The sequence below is a fragment of the Pseudonocardia sp. McavD-2-B genome (assembly GCF_024124365.1).
GTDB lineage: Bacteria > Actinomycetota > Actinomycetes > Mycobacteriales > Pseudonocardiaceae > Pseudonocardia > Pseudonocardia alni.
Genome location: NZ_JAMXSG010000037.1, coordinates 15,282 through 28,790 on the forward strand (window position 1 = coordinate 15,282; position 13,509 = coordinate 28,790).

Annotated in this window: 13 protein-coding genes; 9 read left to right on the forward strand and 4 right to left on the reverse strand. The window is 75.2% G+C overall.

Features of this window, described 5'->3' with window-relative positions:
* Positions 1-5: 5 nt before the first annotated feature.
* Positions 6-1,481: an alpha/beta hydrolase gene (locus NH602_RS08120; protein WP_253067468.1), complete on the reverse strand. Its 1,476-nt coding sequence runs from the start codon at positions 1,479-1,481 to the stop codon at positions 6-8.
* A 193-nt stretch (positions 1,482-1,674) separates the two neighbouring features.
* Between NH602_RS08120 and NH602_RS08125 the strand changes: the two genes are divergently transcribed.
* The 3 genes from NH602_RS08125 (at position 1,675) to NH602_RS08135 (ending at position 3,828) form a co-directional block, all read left to right on the forward strand.
* Positions 1,675-2,091, forward strand: coding sequence for a hypothetical protein (locus tag NH602_RS08125; RefSeq protein ID WP_253067469.1), 417 nt, complete (start codon positions 1,675-1,677; stop codon positions 2,089-2,091).
* The gene (locus tag NH602_RS08130) at positions 2,088-3,071 is read left to right on the forward strand and encodes an NAD(P)H nitroreductase (RefSeq protein ID WP_253067470.1); all 984 of its coding nucleotides are present in this window, start codon (positions 2,088-2,090) and stop codon (positions 3,069-3,071) included. The genes NH602_RS08125 and NH602_RS08130 overlap by 4 nt, the downstream gene beginning before the upstream one ends.
* A 106-nt stretch (positions 3,072-3,177) precedes the next feature.
* Complete coding sequence (locus NH602_RS08135) at positions 3,178-3,828, forward strand: response regulator transcription factor (RefSeq protein ID WP_179760412.1); 651 nt, start codon at positions 3,178-3,180, stop codon at positions 3,826-3,828.
* A 5-nt stretch (positions 3,829-3,833) separates the two neighbouring features.
* On the opposite strand, the gene NH602_RS08140 is transcribed toward NH602_RS08135, so the two are convergent.
* Positions 3,834-5,531 (reverse strand): GAF domain-containing protein, encoded by a 1,698-nt coding sequence (locus tag NH602_RS08140; RefSeq protein WP_253067471.1) that lies wholly within the window; start codon positions 5,529-5,531, stop codon positions 3,834-3,836.
* Between the two features lie 161 nt (positions 5,532-5,692).
* On the opposite strand from NH602_RS08140, the gene NH602_RS08145 reads away from it, so the two are divergent.
* The 3 genes from NH602_RS08145 (at position 5,693) to cydB (ending at position 9,258) form a co-directional block, all read left to right on the forward strand.
* The gene (locus tag NH602_RS08145) at positions 5,693-6,697 is read left to right on the forward strand and encodes a nitroreductase (RefSeq protein ID WP_246352644.1); all 1,005 of its coding nucleotides are present in this window, start codon (positions 5,693-5,695) and stop codon (positions 6,695-6,697) included.
* A gap of 148 nt (positions 6,698-6,845) precedes the next feature.
* Complete coding sequence (locus tag NH602_RS08150) at positions 6,846-8,246, forward strand: cytochrome ubiquinol oxidase subunit I (protein ID WP_179760414.1); 1,401 nt, start codon at positions 6,846-6,848, stop codon at positions 8,244-8,246.
* A gap of 13 nt (positions 8,247-8,259) precedes the next feature.
* Positions 8,260-9,258, forward strand: coding sequence for a cytochrome d ubiquinol oxidase subunit II (cydB, locus tag NH602_RS08155; protein ID WP_179760415.1), 999 nt, complete (start codon positions 8,260-8,262; stop codon positions 9,256-9,258).
* 21 nt (positions 9,259-9,279) lie between these two features.
* Here cydB and NH602_RS08160 read toward each other — a convergent pair whose 3' ends face one another.
* Entirely contained in the window at positions 9,280-10,095 is an 816-nt protein-coding gene (locus tag NH602_RS08160; protein ID WP_073573984.1) for a helix-turn-helix domain-containing protein, read from the reverse strand.
* Positions 10,096-10,197: 102 nt separating this feature from the next.
* Between NH602_RS08160 and NH602_RS08165 the strand changes: the two genes are divergently transcribed.
* The 3 genes from NH602_RS08165 (at position 10,198) to NH602_RS08175 (ending at position 12,638) form a co-directional block, all read left to right on the forward strand.
* Positions 10,198-10,923: an SDR family oxidoreductase gene (locus NH602_RS08165; RefSeq protein ID WP_179760416.1), complete on the forward strand. Its 726-nt coding sequence runs from the start codon at positions 10,198-10,200 to the stop codon at positions 10,921-10,923.
* 441 nt (positions 10,924-11,364) lie between these two features.
* Positions 11,365-12,423: an acyl-CoA desaturase gene (locus NH602_RS08170; protein WP_179760417.1), complete on the forward strand. Its 1,059-nt coding sequence runs from the start codon at positions 11,365-11,367 to the stop codon at positions 12,421-12,423.
* Between the two features lie 50 nt (positions 12,424-12,473).
* Complete coding sequence (locus NH602_RS08175; protein ID WP_179760418.1) at positions 12,474-12,638, forward strand: RGCVC family protein; 165 nt, start codon at positions 12,474-12,476, stop codon at positions 12,636-12,638.
* Between the two features lie 35 nt (positions 12,639-12,673).
* On the opposite strand, the gene NH602_RS08180 is transcribed toward NH602_RS08175, so the two are convergent.
* Positions 12,674-13,509, reverse strand: an 836-nt coding sequence (locus NH602_RS08180; RefSeq protein WP_253067473.1) for a class I SAM-dependent methyltransferase, incomplete at its 5' end; no start/stop codon positions are given.

Consider the following 13,509-nt stretch of genomic DNA (forward strand, 5'->3'; position numbering starts at 1 on the left):
GCGGGTCAGCGGCAGACCACGTCGTCGGGCGGGAGTGTCCCGTCCACCAGGTACGACGTCGTGACCCCCAGCGCGCACGGGGTGTCCCCGACGCCGGCGTAGACGCCGTGGCCGCTCCCGTTCTCGACGACGAGCCGGGCCCGGTCGCCGAACTTTCCCCGGAGGAGCTCACCGCCGCGCAGCGGGGTCACCGGGTCGTGGCGGTTCTGCACGACCAGCACGGTCGCCGGGCCCTCGTCGAGCACAGCGACCGGCGGCTCGGCGGGCTCGTACGGCCAGAAGGCGCAGGGCAGCACGTTCGCGCCCGCCGCGCCGTACACGGGGAACCGCTCGCGGTCCTGCGCCACCGCCCGCTGGTAGACCGCGACGTCCCGCGGCCAGGCGACGTCGTTGCAGGTGGTGGCGAGGAACGCCGAGTACGCGTTGTCCTGCGGCGACGGGCCCGCGGGCGGTGCCGGGGCGGGCGGCGCGTCGCCGGACAGCAACGACTGCCAGGCCGCGGCGGTGCTGCCGTAGAGCGTCGGGCCGTACAGACCGACGAAGGTGGCCGCCCGGAACATCCGGCCGTCGACCCCGCCCGACGGCCGGTCGTCGAGCCGCGCGGCGAGCCGGAGATAGGTCTGCCGCACCTCCTCCGGGGTGGCGCCCAGCCCGTAGGTGCCGTGCCGGTCGGCGGCCCAGCGGGCGAAGTCCCCGAAGGTCTCCTCGGCGCCGAGTGCGTAGCGGCGGATGCCGTCGGGGTCGAGGTGGGTGTCACCGACGTTGCTGTCGAGTACGACGCGGTCGGAGCGGTCGGGGAACAGGGAGGCGTAGGCCGCCCCGAGCGCCGACCCGTAGGAGAAGCCGAGGAAGCTCGCCTTCTCCTCGCCGAGCGCGGCCCGGATGCGGTCCATGTCCCGGGCGACGTTGGCGGTCGTGACGTGCCGCAGGTGCCCGTTGCGGTCGTTCGCCGCGCACCGCTGCGCCACCTCCCGCGCGACCTCGGCCGTCCGCAGGACCGCCGCGTCGTCGGCGGCGTACGGCGGGATGTTGCCGATGTAGTCCTGGTCGGTGGTGAATCCGCAGCTCACCGGGTCCGAGTGGCCGACCCCGCGGGTGTCGAACCCGATGATGTCGTAGCTGTCCTGCACGCTCGCCGGCAGACCGCGCTTCATCAGGTCGTTCGCGAACGCCAGCCCGGACCCGCCCGGCCCCCCGGGGTTCAGGATCAGGATCCCGCGGCGCTTCTCCGGCTTCGTGCTCGCCAGCCGCGACACCGTGATCGTGATCTGCGGGCCGTCGGGGCTGCCGTGGTCCAGCGGCACCGGGATCCGCGTGCACTGCAGCGCCACCAGCGGCGCCACCACGTCCGCGGGGCAGGGGCCCCACTCCGGCCCCGCCGCGGGTTCCGCCGCCCCCGCGGGTGCGGCGACCGCCGCACCCGCCAGCCCGGCCAGCAGCGCCGGCACCGTCGCCCGTAGGAGGCTCCGTCGTCCTCGCATCGTTCCCGTCCCCTCGTCGCGGTCGGGACGGACGCTAGGAACGCCGTCCGGCTCCGCACATCGATCGAACGGCCACGGCCTCCGACCGAAGTCGTAGTGCGGGACCTTCGGCAGGGCCGGGCGTGCCGCCCGGCCCTGCCCTGCACCCGGTGCCCGGCGGAGCATCGGATCGGGGACGACGGAGGAGGTCACCATGGTCGAGGCCGGGGTGCGCGAACAGTTCACGGTGATGGTCGCGCTGGCCGGTGCCGACCGTCGGTCGCTGGACACCGCGGCCGCGATCGGTGGCGAGCTGGCGGGGCAAGGGCTGCGACCACTCCTCGTCCGGGCGGGCGACGCGGACACGCTCGCCGGGGTCGCCGGGGTCGTGCTCGTCGGGGCGTGGGGCAGGCCGTGGGCCCGCGCCGCCGCGAGCCGGTTCCTGCACCGGCACGCGACCGTGCTGCGGGTCCGTCCGCTGTGGATGGTCGACGCCGCGCCCGCCGGGGACGGGCACCCCCACCCGGTGCCGGCGCCGGATCTGGAGCTCCCGGTGCGGCTGCACACCGCCCGGACACACGGCGGGCGGGAGAGGGCGGTCGGGCCCGCCGCCGCGGCGGTGTCGCGGTGACGGCGTCGCCGGCCGGACCGGAGGTGTTACGGCGTGCGCTCGCGGCGGCGGTGCGCGCGCCCTCGGTGCACAACACCCAGCCGTGGCGCTGGCGGGTCACGACCGACCGGCTGGAGCTGCACGCCGACCCCGACCGACGACTGCCCTACACCGACCCCGACCGGCGCGACCTGCTGGTCAGCTGCGGGTCCGCGCTGGGCTTCCTGCACGTCGCGCTCGCCGCGCTGGGGGCGGGCCACGAGGTCGTCCGGTTCCCGACCGGGGACCGGAACCACCTGGCGACGGTCCGGCTCACCGGGGCGGCCCCGGACCCCGCCGACCACACCGTCGCGGCGCTGGCCCGGGCGATCCCGCACCGGCGCACCGACCGGCGGCCCTTCCGCGAGGGCGTGGCCTCGCGGCACGCGCGCGCGGTCCTCGGCGAGCACGCGGCGCGCTACGGCACCACCCTGCACACCGTGACCGACGCGGTCGCCCGCGAGCACCTCGCCGCGCTGGAGGACACGGCCGCGCGGGAGATCCGTGCCCGCCCCGGCCAGGCCGCCGAGCTGCTGGTCTGGACCCACCGCTACCCGGGTTCCCACGACGGTGTCCCGGCCGGGTCGCTCCCCCGCGGCGCCCCGTGGCGGCCGGGCCCCGACCTGGGCGTGCGCTTCCCGGGCGGCTCGCTGCCGGCCCGGGCCGCCGTCCGCGACGAGGCCACGATCATGGTGCTGACCACCCACGCCGACGACGACCCGGCCCGGCTCGCCGCCGGGGAGGCGGCCGGGGTCGTGCTGCTCGCCGCCACCGCACTCGGTCTCTCGACCTGCCCGCTCTCGCGGGTGCTGGAGACCTCGCGGACCCGGGCGGACCTTGCCCGGCAGGTCCTGCGCACCACCGACCACCCGCAGCTGCTGCTGCGCGTCGGCCGGCCCCAGGACGACGCCGAGCTGCCGGAGACACCGCGCCGCAGCCCCGCCGACGTGCTGCTGCACTGACGTCCCCGTGACCGGGGCCACCCGGCCGGCGGGACCTTCGGCCCGGCTGATGTGCCCGGAACACACGTTAGCCTCGATCCGACGACCCGGACCTCGGAGGACGACGGTGACGATCTCGGTGTTCCTGCTCGACGACCACGAGATCGTCCGCCGCGGGCTGGCCCAGCTGCTCGGCATGGAGGACGACATCGAGATCGTCGGCGAGGCCGCGACCGCGGCGCAGGCCCTCGCCCGTGTCCCCGCGCTGCGACCGGACGTCGCCCTGCTCGACGTCCGGCTGCCCGACGGCGACGGCGTATCGGTGTGCCGCGACCTGCGCTCCGCGGTCGTCCCGCCGCCGGCCTGTCTGATGCTGACCTCGTACTCCGACGACGAGGCACTGTTCGGTGCGATCATGGCCGGGGCAGCCGGATACCTGCTCAAGCAGGTCGCGGGCGTCGACCTCGTGGGTGCCGTGCGCACGGTCGCGGACGGCGGCTCACTGCTCGACCCGCGGGCGACAGCCGCGGTGCTGCAGCGGCTGCGCACCGGCGGCTCCGACGCCGACACCGACCCCCGCTACGACACCCTCAGCCCACAGGAACAGCGGATCCTCGGGCTCGTCGCCGACGGGCTCACCAACCGTCAGATCGGCGCCACCCTGCACCTGGCCGAGAAGACCGTGAAGAACTACGTGTCCTCGATCCTGCACAAGCTCGGGTTCTCCCGGCGCACCGAGGCCGCCGTCTACGCGGTCGAGCGCCGCCACGGGCACTGACCCGCTCAGTCCAGCGGGACCCGCCACCGCAGCCGGGTGCCACCGGTCGCGACACTCTCGGCGACCGAGGTGCCGCCGAGCTCGGCGGCGCGGTCGGCGAGGTTGCGCAGTCCGCCGCGCCGGCCGGTGGGCGCGATGCCGCAGCCGTCGTCGGTGACCTCCACGGTCAGCTCCTGACCGGCGTCGACGGACACGTGCAACGTGCTCGCACCGGAGTGGCGGACCGCGTTCGACACGGCCTCGCGCACCACGGCCATCAGGTGCACGGCGACCTGCGCGGGCACGACAGTGTCGATCGGTCCCGCGGTGTCGACGGTCGCGTCGATCCCCGATGCGGCCGTCGCGTGCGCGACCGCGTCGAGCAGCTGCCGCCGCAGACCGCCCTCCTCCTGATCCGCGGTGTGCAGGTCGAAGATCGAGGTGCGGATGTCGCGGACCGTGCGGTCCAGCTCGCCGACGGCCTGCTCGACCTGCTCGCGCACCCCGCCGCCCGCGGGGTCGTCGCCGAGGCGGCGCAGCGAGCCCTGCAGCGTGAGGCCGACCGCGAACAGCCGTTGGATGACGTGGTCGTGCAGGTCGCGGGCGATGCGGTCGCGGTCGGCGAGCACTGCGAGCTCGCGCTGGGTCCGCTGCTTCTCCCCCAGCTCCAGGGCCAGCGCCGCCTGGTCGGCGAAGGACACCAGCAGCGGCACCTCCGACGGACGGAACGGCGGGTCCCCGACGGCACGGCGGGCGACCAGGACCCCGCGCACCGTTCCCACGACCCGCATCGGCACCGCGACGACCGGCCCGCGGGCACCGTCGACGCTGACCGCGACCTCGGTGATGTCGGCCAGGACCGGCTGGCCGAGCTCGACGGCCCGGCGCAGCAGCGCGTCCTGGGGACCGCTGACGAGCGGCGGGCGGCCCGCGGTCGCGCCCTCGCGGAACCCGCCGTCGTGGTCGGGGCCCAGCGCGATCGACGTCCCGTCGGCGCGCGACAGCTCCAGGCTGCGGCGGGCGACGAGCCCGAGTGTGGCGGCCTCGTCGGCTCCGGCCAGTACCTCCCCGCGGATCTCGGCCAGCGCCTCCAGCCACTGCTGCCGGAGCAGGCCCTTCTCGAACAGGTCGGCGTTCTGCACGGCGATCCCGGCGGCGGCGGCGAGCGCCATGAGGATCAGCTCGTCGTCGGCGGTGAACTCGGTGCCGGTGCGCTTCTCGGTGAGGTAGAGATTGCCGTAGACGGAGTCACGGACCAGCACGGGGACGCCGATGAAGCTGCGCATCGGCGGGTGGTGCGGCGGGAAGCCGACCGAGGACGGGTGCGCCGACAGGTCGTGCAGGCGCAACGGCCGGGGGTCGGCGATCAGCTGGCCGAGCAGGCCACGGCCCTCGGGCGGGCGCCCCAGTGCGGTGCGGGTCGCCTCGTCCAGGCCGACGTCGATGAAGCGGGCGATGCCGCCGTCCGGCGCGAGCACCCCCAGTGCCCCGTAGCGGGCGTCGACCAGGTCCACCGCGGACTGCACGATCCGCTGCAGCGTGGTGTCCAGCTCCAGGCCGGCCGCGACCCCGAGCACCGCGTCGAGCAGCCGCTGCGTCCGGCGCCGGGTGGAGGCGATCTCGGCGAGACGCTCCTGCACCTCGGCGATGAGGTGGTCCAGGCGCAGCCCGGCCAGGATCCCGGAGATCTCCCCGGTCCCGTCACCGGCGTCGTCGGTCGTCACTGGCACCGCCTCCCCGGGGAGGCCGCGTCCCGGCCCGCCCCACCCCGACGATACGGCCGTCGAGGACCGGGACCTTCGCACCTGTCCGACCGGAACCGGCAGCGCCGACCATCGCCCCCGCAGGCACCGGTGAACGCCCGGTCCCGGGAAGGACGCACATCATGGACACCGTCGGTGCGGACGCGCCGGTCACCCCGATCCTCGGTCTCGACGCCGCGACGACCGCCCGGGTGCTGGCCACGGCGGGTCGGGCGCCGTCGCTGCACAACGCCCAGCCGTGGCGGTTCCGGACCGGCGCCGACCACGTCGAGCTGCGGGCCGACCCCGCGCGACGGCTGCCGGTCGCCGACCCGACCGACCGCGAGCTGCGGATCGGCTGCGGGGCGGCGCTGTACTCGCTGCGTCTCGCGCTGGCCGGGGCCGGGATCCGCCCGCTCGTCACCCGCCTCCCCGACCCGTCGGACCCGGAGCTGCTGGCGGTGGTCCGTCGCGGCGCGGCGATGCCGCCGACCCCCGAGCAGCGACGGCTGCTGGAGGCGGTGCCGCGCCGGCACACGAACCGGCGACCGTTCTCCGACGTCCCGGTGCCGGGCCCGGCCCGCACCGCGCTCACCCGCGCCGCCTACGAGGAGGGCGCCTGGCTGCAGCTGGTGACCGACCCGGACGACCTCGCCGTACTGGGCCGCCTCGCTCGCGAGGCGCACGCCCGCCAGTCCGCCGACCCCGCGTTCGTCGCGGAGATGGCGGCCTGGACCGGGCGGCACGGCGGCCACGACGACGGTGTCCCCGCCTCCGCGGGCGGACCGCTGCCGGCCCCGAACCACCCGTGGGTGACCCGGGACTTCGGCGGCCCCGCCCACCCGCGGCCCGCGCCGGCCGCGTTCGAGTCGGCGCCGCTGATCGCGGTGCTGACCTCGCACCTCGACGGCCCCCGCGACGACCTGCGTGCCGGCGAGGCCCTGGCGCGGGTGCTGCTGACCGCGACCGCCGAGGGCCTGTCGGCCTCGCCGGTGTCCCAGCTGGTGGAGGTCCCCGACGTGCGGGAGCGGGTGCGCCGCTCGCTCGCCCGGGACCGGCCCCCGCAGGTCGTCCTGCGCCTGGGCCACGGGGTCCCCGTCCCGGCGACTCCGCGGCGTCCGGCCGCCGACCTGATCGACCCGGGCTGACCCGGAGCACCGGCCCGGGACCTTCGTCCCGGGCCGGCGGGCCCTCCGGTGGGCCGCGGACCGCCCTTCGCCCGGAGCCCCGTCCACCCGTCGCGGACGACGATCGGGTGACGGGTCCACACGGGACCCGCCGGCTCCGGAGGGCGTGATGGACCTCGACCTCGCGCGGTGGCAGTTCGCGATCACCACCGTCTACCACTTCCTGTTCGTCCCGCTGACGATCGGCCTGTCCCTGCTCGTCGCGGGCCTGCAGACCACCTGGTACGCCACCCGCGACGAGCGCTGGCTCCGCGCCACGAAGTTCTGGGGGAAGCTGTTCCTGATCAACTTCGCGATGGGCGTCGTCACCGGCATCGTGCAGGAGTTCCAGTTCGGGATGAACTGGAGCGACTACAGCCGCTTCGTCGGCGACGTCTTCGGTGCCCCGCTGGCGATCGAGGGGCTGCTCGCCTTCTTCCTGGAGTCGACCTTCCTCGGTCTGTGGATCTTCGGCTGGGACAGGCTGTCGAAGGGCGTGCACCTGGCCTGCATCTGGCTGGCCGCGACCGGCACGGTGCTGAGCGCCTACTTCATCCTCGCCGCGAACTCCTGGATGCAGCACCCGGTCGGGTCGACGGTGAACCCCGTGTCGGGCCGGGCGGAGCTGACCGACTTCGGCGCGCTCCTGACCAACTCCACCGCGGTCGGCGCGTTCACCCACACCCTCACCGCGTGCCTGGTGACGGCCGGGATGTTCCTCGTCGCGATCAGCGCATGGAACCTGGTGCGCGGCCGCCACCCGGAGGTGTTCCACCCCTCCATCCGGGTCGGGCTGTGGACGACGCTCGCCGGGAGCCTCGGCGTCGCCCTCACCGGAGACCTGCAGGCCCGGCTGATGACCCAGCAGCAGCCGATGAAGATGGCCGCGGCGGAGGCGCTCTACGACACCGTCGCGCCGGCGTCGTTCTCGGTGTTCACCATCGGCTCCCTCGACGGCACCCGCGAGCTGTGGAGCCTGCGGGTCCCGCGGCTGCTGTCGTTCCTGGCCACCGGCACCTGGGACGGCGAGGTGGAGGGCATCCACCAGCTGCAGGAGGAGGCCGTCGCCGCGTTCGGGCCGGGTCTGTACACACCGGACATCCCGCTCAGCTACTGGATGTTCCGGCTCATGATCGGTTTCGGGGTGCTGGCGGGGCTGCTCGCCGTCACGGGGCTCTGGCTGACCCGGCGTTCGCGGGCGACGCGGCGGCTGCCGCGCTGGTTCGGCCCGGCCGCCGGCCTGGGGTTGGCCGCACCGCTGCTCGCGAACACCGCGGGCTGGATCTTCACCGAGGCGGGCCGCCAGCCCTGGGTCGTCTACGGCGTGCTCCGGACCGCCGACGGGGTCTCGCCGAGCGTCGGCTGGGCGTCGGTGCTCACCTCGCTGGTCGTGTTCACGCTGCTCTACGGCGCGCTGGCCGTCGTCGAGGTCGTCCTGCTCGTCCGGGCCGTACAGGCCGGTCCGCCGCCCCCTGCGGCCCCGGCCGTCCCGGAACCGTCCGGCACCTCCGCCCCCGTGGCGACCTACTGAGGAGGAGAGCGCCATGGCACTCGTCGACGTCTGGTTCGTCCTGATCGCGGTCCTGTGGACCGGCTACCTCTGCCTGGAGGGCTTCGACTTCGGGGTGGGGATGCTGCTGCCCGTCGTCGCCCGCGACGAGGCCGACCGTCGCGTCGCGCTCGGCACGATCGGCCCGGTGTGGGACGGCAACGAGGTGTGGCTGCTCGTCGCGGGCGGGGCGACCTTCGCCGCGTTCCCCGAGTGGTACGCGAGCCTGTTCTCCGGCTTCTACCTGGCGTTCCTGCTGCTGCTCGTCGCGCTGATCCTGCGCGGGATCGCGCTGGAGTACCGGTCCAAGGAGCCGCGCTGGGCCCCGGTGCTGGACCGCGTGCTGACCGGCTCGTCGCTCGCCGCGGCACTGCTGCTCGGGGTGGCGCTGGCGAACATCGTGCACGGTGTCCCGCTCGACGCCGACCACGAGTTCACCGGCACGCTGCTCACCCTGATCCACCCCTACGCGCTGCTCGGCGGCGTCACCACGGTCCTGGTCTTCGCCCTGCACGGAGCCGCCTTCCTGGCGCTGAAGACCGACGGCCCGGTGCGCGAGCGCGCGGCCACCGTCGCGGTGACGGCCGGGCTGGGCGCGATCCCGGCGGGTGCGGCGTTCCTGGTCTGGACGCTGGTCGACGGCGCCCCGGTGTGGATCGTCGCCCCGGTCCTGGTCGCGGCCCTCGGTCTGGCGGGCGGGACCCTTGCCGCCGTCCGGGGCCGGTCGGGCCGGTCGTTCACCGCGACGACGGTCGCGATCGTCGCCGTTGCGGTGACGCTGTTCGGGTCGCTGTACCCGGACGTGCTGCCGTCGACGACCGACCCGGCCTTCTCGCTGACCGTGGTGAACGCGGCGTCGACGCCCTACACGCTGACGATCATGACCTGGGTGGCCGCGGTCGTCACGCCGGTCGTGCTCGCCTACCAGGCCTGGACGTTCTGGGTGTTCCGGCGGCGGCTGACCCGCGAGGACGTGGTGGACGCGGCGCACTGAGGCCCCGGGCCGGCGACGGTGTCAGGCGCGGGACGCGGCGGCGATCCCCAGCAGCTCCAGCCGGTCCGCCGTCTCCGACCCCGGCTCGCACCCGTAGACGACGAGCTGCTGTCCCGGCGCCGACCGGACGTCGAACGACTGCAGCTGCAGGTCCAGCGCGCCGACGTCGGGGTGCACCAGCCGCTTGTGCTCGGCACCCTTGCCCCGCGCGTCGTGCCGGGCCCAGTGCTCGGCGAACTCGGGGCTGCGGTCCAGCACCGCCGTGAGGACCTGCCGGACACGGGGGTCGTCCGGGGCCTGGCCGTGCAGCACCCGGAACCCGGCGACGGTGTTCGCCGCCGCGGCGGTCCAGTCGGCGTAGAAGGTGCGCGAGGCCGGGTCCTCGAAGACCTTCTCGACGAGGTTGGTCCCGGGGGCGAACCCGAGCGCCGCCCCGAGCCGGTTGGCGCCCAGCACGTCGTAGGCGCGGCCGAGGACGATCGCGGGCCGGCCCGGCCAGCTGTCCAGCAGGGCAGCCAGTTGCGGGTCGAGCCGCTCGTCCGCGATCGGGGCCCGGGGCCGCGGCGCCGCCCCCGCCAGCCGGAACAGATGCATCCGGGCGTCGTCGTCGAGCCGCAGGACGGCCGCGAGCGCCTCCAGCACCTGCGCCGACGGGTTCCGCTCGCGGCCCTGCTCCAGCCGCACGTAGTAGTCGGCGCTCATCCCGGCCAGCAGCGCGACCTCCTCACGACGCAGCCCCGGGACACGACGGGCCCCCGCCGCGACCAGGCCGACGGCGTCGGGGGTCACCCGTGCGCGCCGGGTCCGCAGGTACTCGCCGAGCGGTGTGGCCACCATGGACGCGACCCTAGGCGACCCCGCGCCGGCCGGGGTGGGTGTGGCACTCCCACGACCGTCGCGCCCTGCCGCGCCGTCGCCGCGGCTCGTAGGAAGGAGGCCATGAACGACACGAACCCCACCCCCGTGGCCCTGGTGACCGGCGCGAGCAGCGGCATCGGCCGCGCGATCGCGACCCGGCTCGCCCAGGACGGCCACCACGTGATCGCCACCGCCCGGCGCGCCGACCGGCTCGCCGACCTCGCCGCGCAGGTGCCCGGTGTCGAACCGCACCCGGTCGACGTCGTGGACCGCGACGCCCTCGTCACGCTCGTCGACGACGTCGTCGCCCGGCACGGGCGGATCGACGTCGCCGTCGCCAACGCCGGGGTGATGCCGCTGTCGCGCCTCGATGCCGGCCTGGTGCAGGAGTGGGACCGCATGGTCGACGTGAACGTCCGGGGGCTCCTCCACACGATCCACGCCGTCCTGGGGCACTTCACCTCCGCGGACCGGGGCCACTTCGTGACGACGGCCTCGGTCGGCGCCCACGAGGTGGACGCGACGGCGGCGGTCTACGCCGGCACCAAGCACGCGGCGTGGGCGATCACCGAGGGCCTGCGTCTGGAGTCGTCGCCGGGCATCCGGGTCACCACGGTGTCCCCCGGTGTCGTGGCCTCCGAGCTCGCCGCCGGCATCACCGACCCGACCGCCCGCGACGCCATGGCCGTCTACCGCAGGCACGCGATCGCACCGGAGGCCGTCGCCGACGCCGTCGCCTACGCGGTCGGCACCTCCCCCGATATCGACGTCAACGAGATCCTCGTCCGGCCGGTCCGGCAGCGCTGAGCGCCCGCCCGGCCGGCCGGAGCCCGGCGCGGCGCAGGCCGACGGCCTCGTCGACCCCGATCTCGACGCGCGCGACGTCCACCCCTGGTCATCGGCCTCTCACCGGCCTGGCCCCCCGCCTCCCCCACGATCACCGCCGACCCGGCCGACGCCGCCGCGGTGCACGAGCGCCGCAGGGCGGCCCTGTCGGCGGCGGCCCGCCGCGCCTTCCGGCCCGGCTCCTGAGGAGGCCCCCGGCCGGACTGCGACCGGGCGTGGGCGTGCGGCCCGGCGACCGGTGTGCCACATTACGGAGGCGTGACCGTGCCGTGGTGCGGTTCCTGCCGTTCCCGCACCGGCCAGGTCGCGTGGTCGCTGTCCCGGCGGCTCGTTCCGACGCGTGAGCCGTGCGGTCGTGAGGACCGCTCGTCCCGTGTCCCGAGGGTCGACCGGAGAGCACGCATGACGACGTCCCCACCCACCGGCACGTCCCCCCGTCGTACCCGTCCGACGACGGAGGGCGGGTTCGGCGAGCTGGCCGCCCTGGTGTCCGGAGCGGGTCTGCTGCAGGAGGCCCGCCGCACCTACCTGCTCCTGTTCGCGGCGAACGCGGTCCTGCTCGCCGGCGGCCTCACGGTGTTCGTGTGGCTCGGCCCGTCCTGGTGGCAGCTGCTGCTCGCGGTGTTCTTCGCGGTCGTGACCACGCAGCTGGCCTTCATCGGCCACGACGCGGGCCACCGTCAGATCTTCGCCGGCCGGCGTGCCAACGACGTCGTCGGCTACCTGCACGGCGGGCTGGTCGGGCTGAGCTACGGCTCCTGGGTCACCCAGCACACCGCGCATCACGCCCATCCCAACCACGCCGACGACGACCCGGACATCGACATCCCGGTGCTCGCCTTCAGCCCCGAGCAGGCCGCCGCCACGCGGGGCCCCGTCCGATGGATGGTCGGCCACCAGGCGTACCTGTTCCTCCCGCTGCTGTTCCTCGAGGGGTGGAGCCTGCACCTCACCGCCGTCCGGGCGATCCTGCGTCGAGAGGTTCCCCGCCCACGGCTGGAGGCGGCGTTGCTCGTCGCACACGCCGTCGGGTACCTGGGGGCGGTGTTCTGGGTCCTCGCGCCGGTGCAGGCCGTCGCGTTCGTCGTCGTGCACCAGGGGCTCTGGGGCGTGTACATGGGCCTGGCGTTCGCTCCGAACCACAAGGGGATGCCGGTCATCCCGGCGGGCCGTCGACTGGACCACCTGCACAAGCAGGTGCTGACCTCGCGCAACGTGCTCGGCGGCCGGGTGCTCGACGTCGCGCTGGGCGGCCTGAACTACCAGATCGAGCACCACCTGTTCCCCCGGATGCCGCGCCCGCACCTGCGCCGCGCTCAGCCGATCGTGCAGGAGTTCTGCACCACCCACGGCCTGCCCTACACCCGGACCGGTCCCCTGCGTTCCTACGCCGAGGTCCTCCGTCACCTGCACGAGGTCGGCGCCCCGCTGCGGCGCCCCACCGGGCCACCGGCCGGCTGACCCGTCCCCGGGTCCGCTCGGGGCGACAACCCCGAAGGAGAACCACCAGCATGGACGACCCGACCCCCTCGACCGCCTCCGACCACACCACCCCGGACGAGCTGTGCCCGGTCTGCCCGCACCCCTGGGAGGACCACGACGCGATCGACCGGAGGTTCTGCTCGGCGAAGATCGCGGGTGGGTCCTTGCAGGGGTGCGTCTGCGCGAAGGGGTGACCGCACCGCGCCGTACCGCCGCCGGGGCGGGGTGACTACGTCGCCACCAGCAGCTGCTGCCCCAGCGCCCGCAGCGGGTCCGTGTCACCGGGCAGCGCCGCGACCGGCCGCAGACCGGCGGCGGCGAGCTCGGCCCACCACTGCCGTTCGGTCAGGAAGATCCGGTCGGTGCCGGCGCGCAGGTCCCCGCTGCCCGCGGCGGCCGCGCCCGGACGCGCGGACATGAGGAACTGCATCGACACCAGCGCCGGGAGGTGCTCGCGGGTCGACTCGACCAGGGCGAGCACCCCGCCGGGGGCCAGTACCCCGCGGACGGCGGCGAGCGTCGCGCGGACGTCGACGGCGTTGTGCAGGACGTTCGCCGCGACGACGAGGTCGTGGCGGCCGTCGTGGGCGGCCAGGTCGGTGGTGACGTCGAGCAGCGCGGTCCGCACCCCGGGGAACCGGGTCGCGGCCAGGTCGAGGAAGAACCGTGAGACGTCGGTGAACAGGTAGTCGACCGGCGCCTCCCCCAGGCCGTCGAGGACGGCGCGGGTGCTGCCGCCGACGCCGCCGCCCAGCTCCAGGACGCGCAGCGGCTCCGCCCGGGTCCGTGCGGTGGTCGCGGCGAGGTGGGCCAGCGCCCCGTTGAGGTAGGTGTTGATCGTGTTGTCCTGGTAGCTCGCCAGGGCGGTGGCGATCTCGCCGTCGGGGAACAGCAGCGCCTGCAGCGGCAGCTCGTCGCGCAGCAGCGCGGGCAGGTGGGCCATGGCGGCGGCGAAGAACTCGACCATCGCGGGCGGGTAGCCCAGGTCGGTGCAGGCCGCGTGCAGCGCGCCGTCCGGCTGCGGCCCGGGGTCGCCGTGCGCGGCGAGCTCGGCCCGCCACCGCC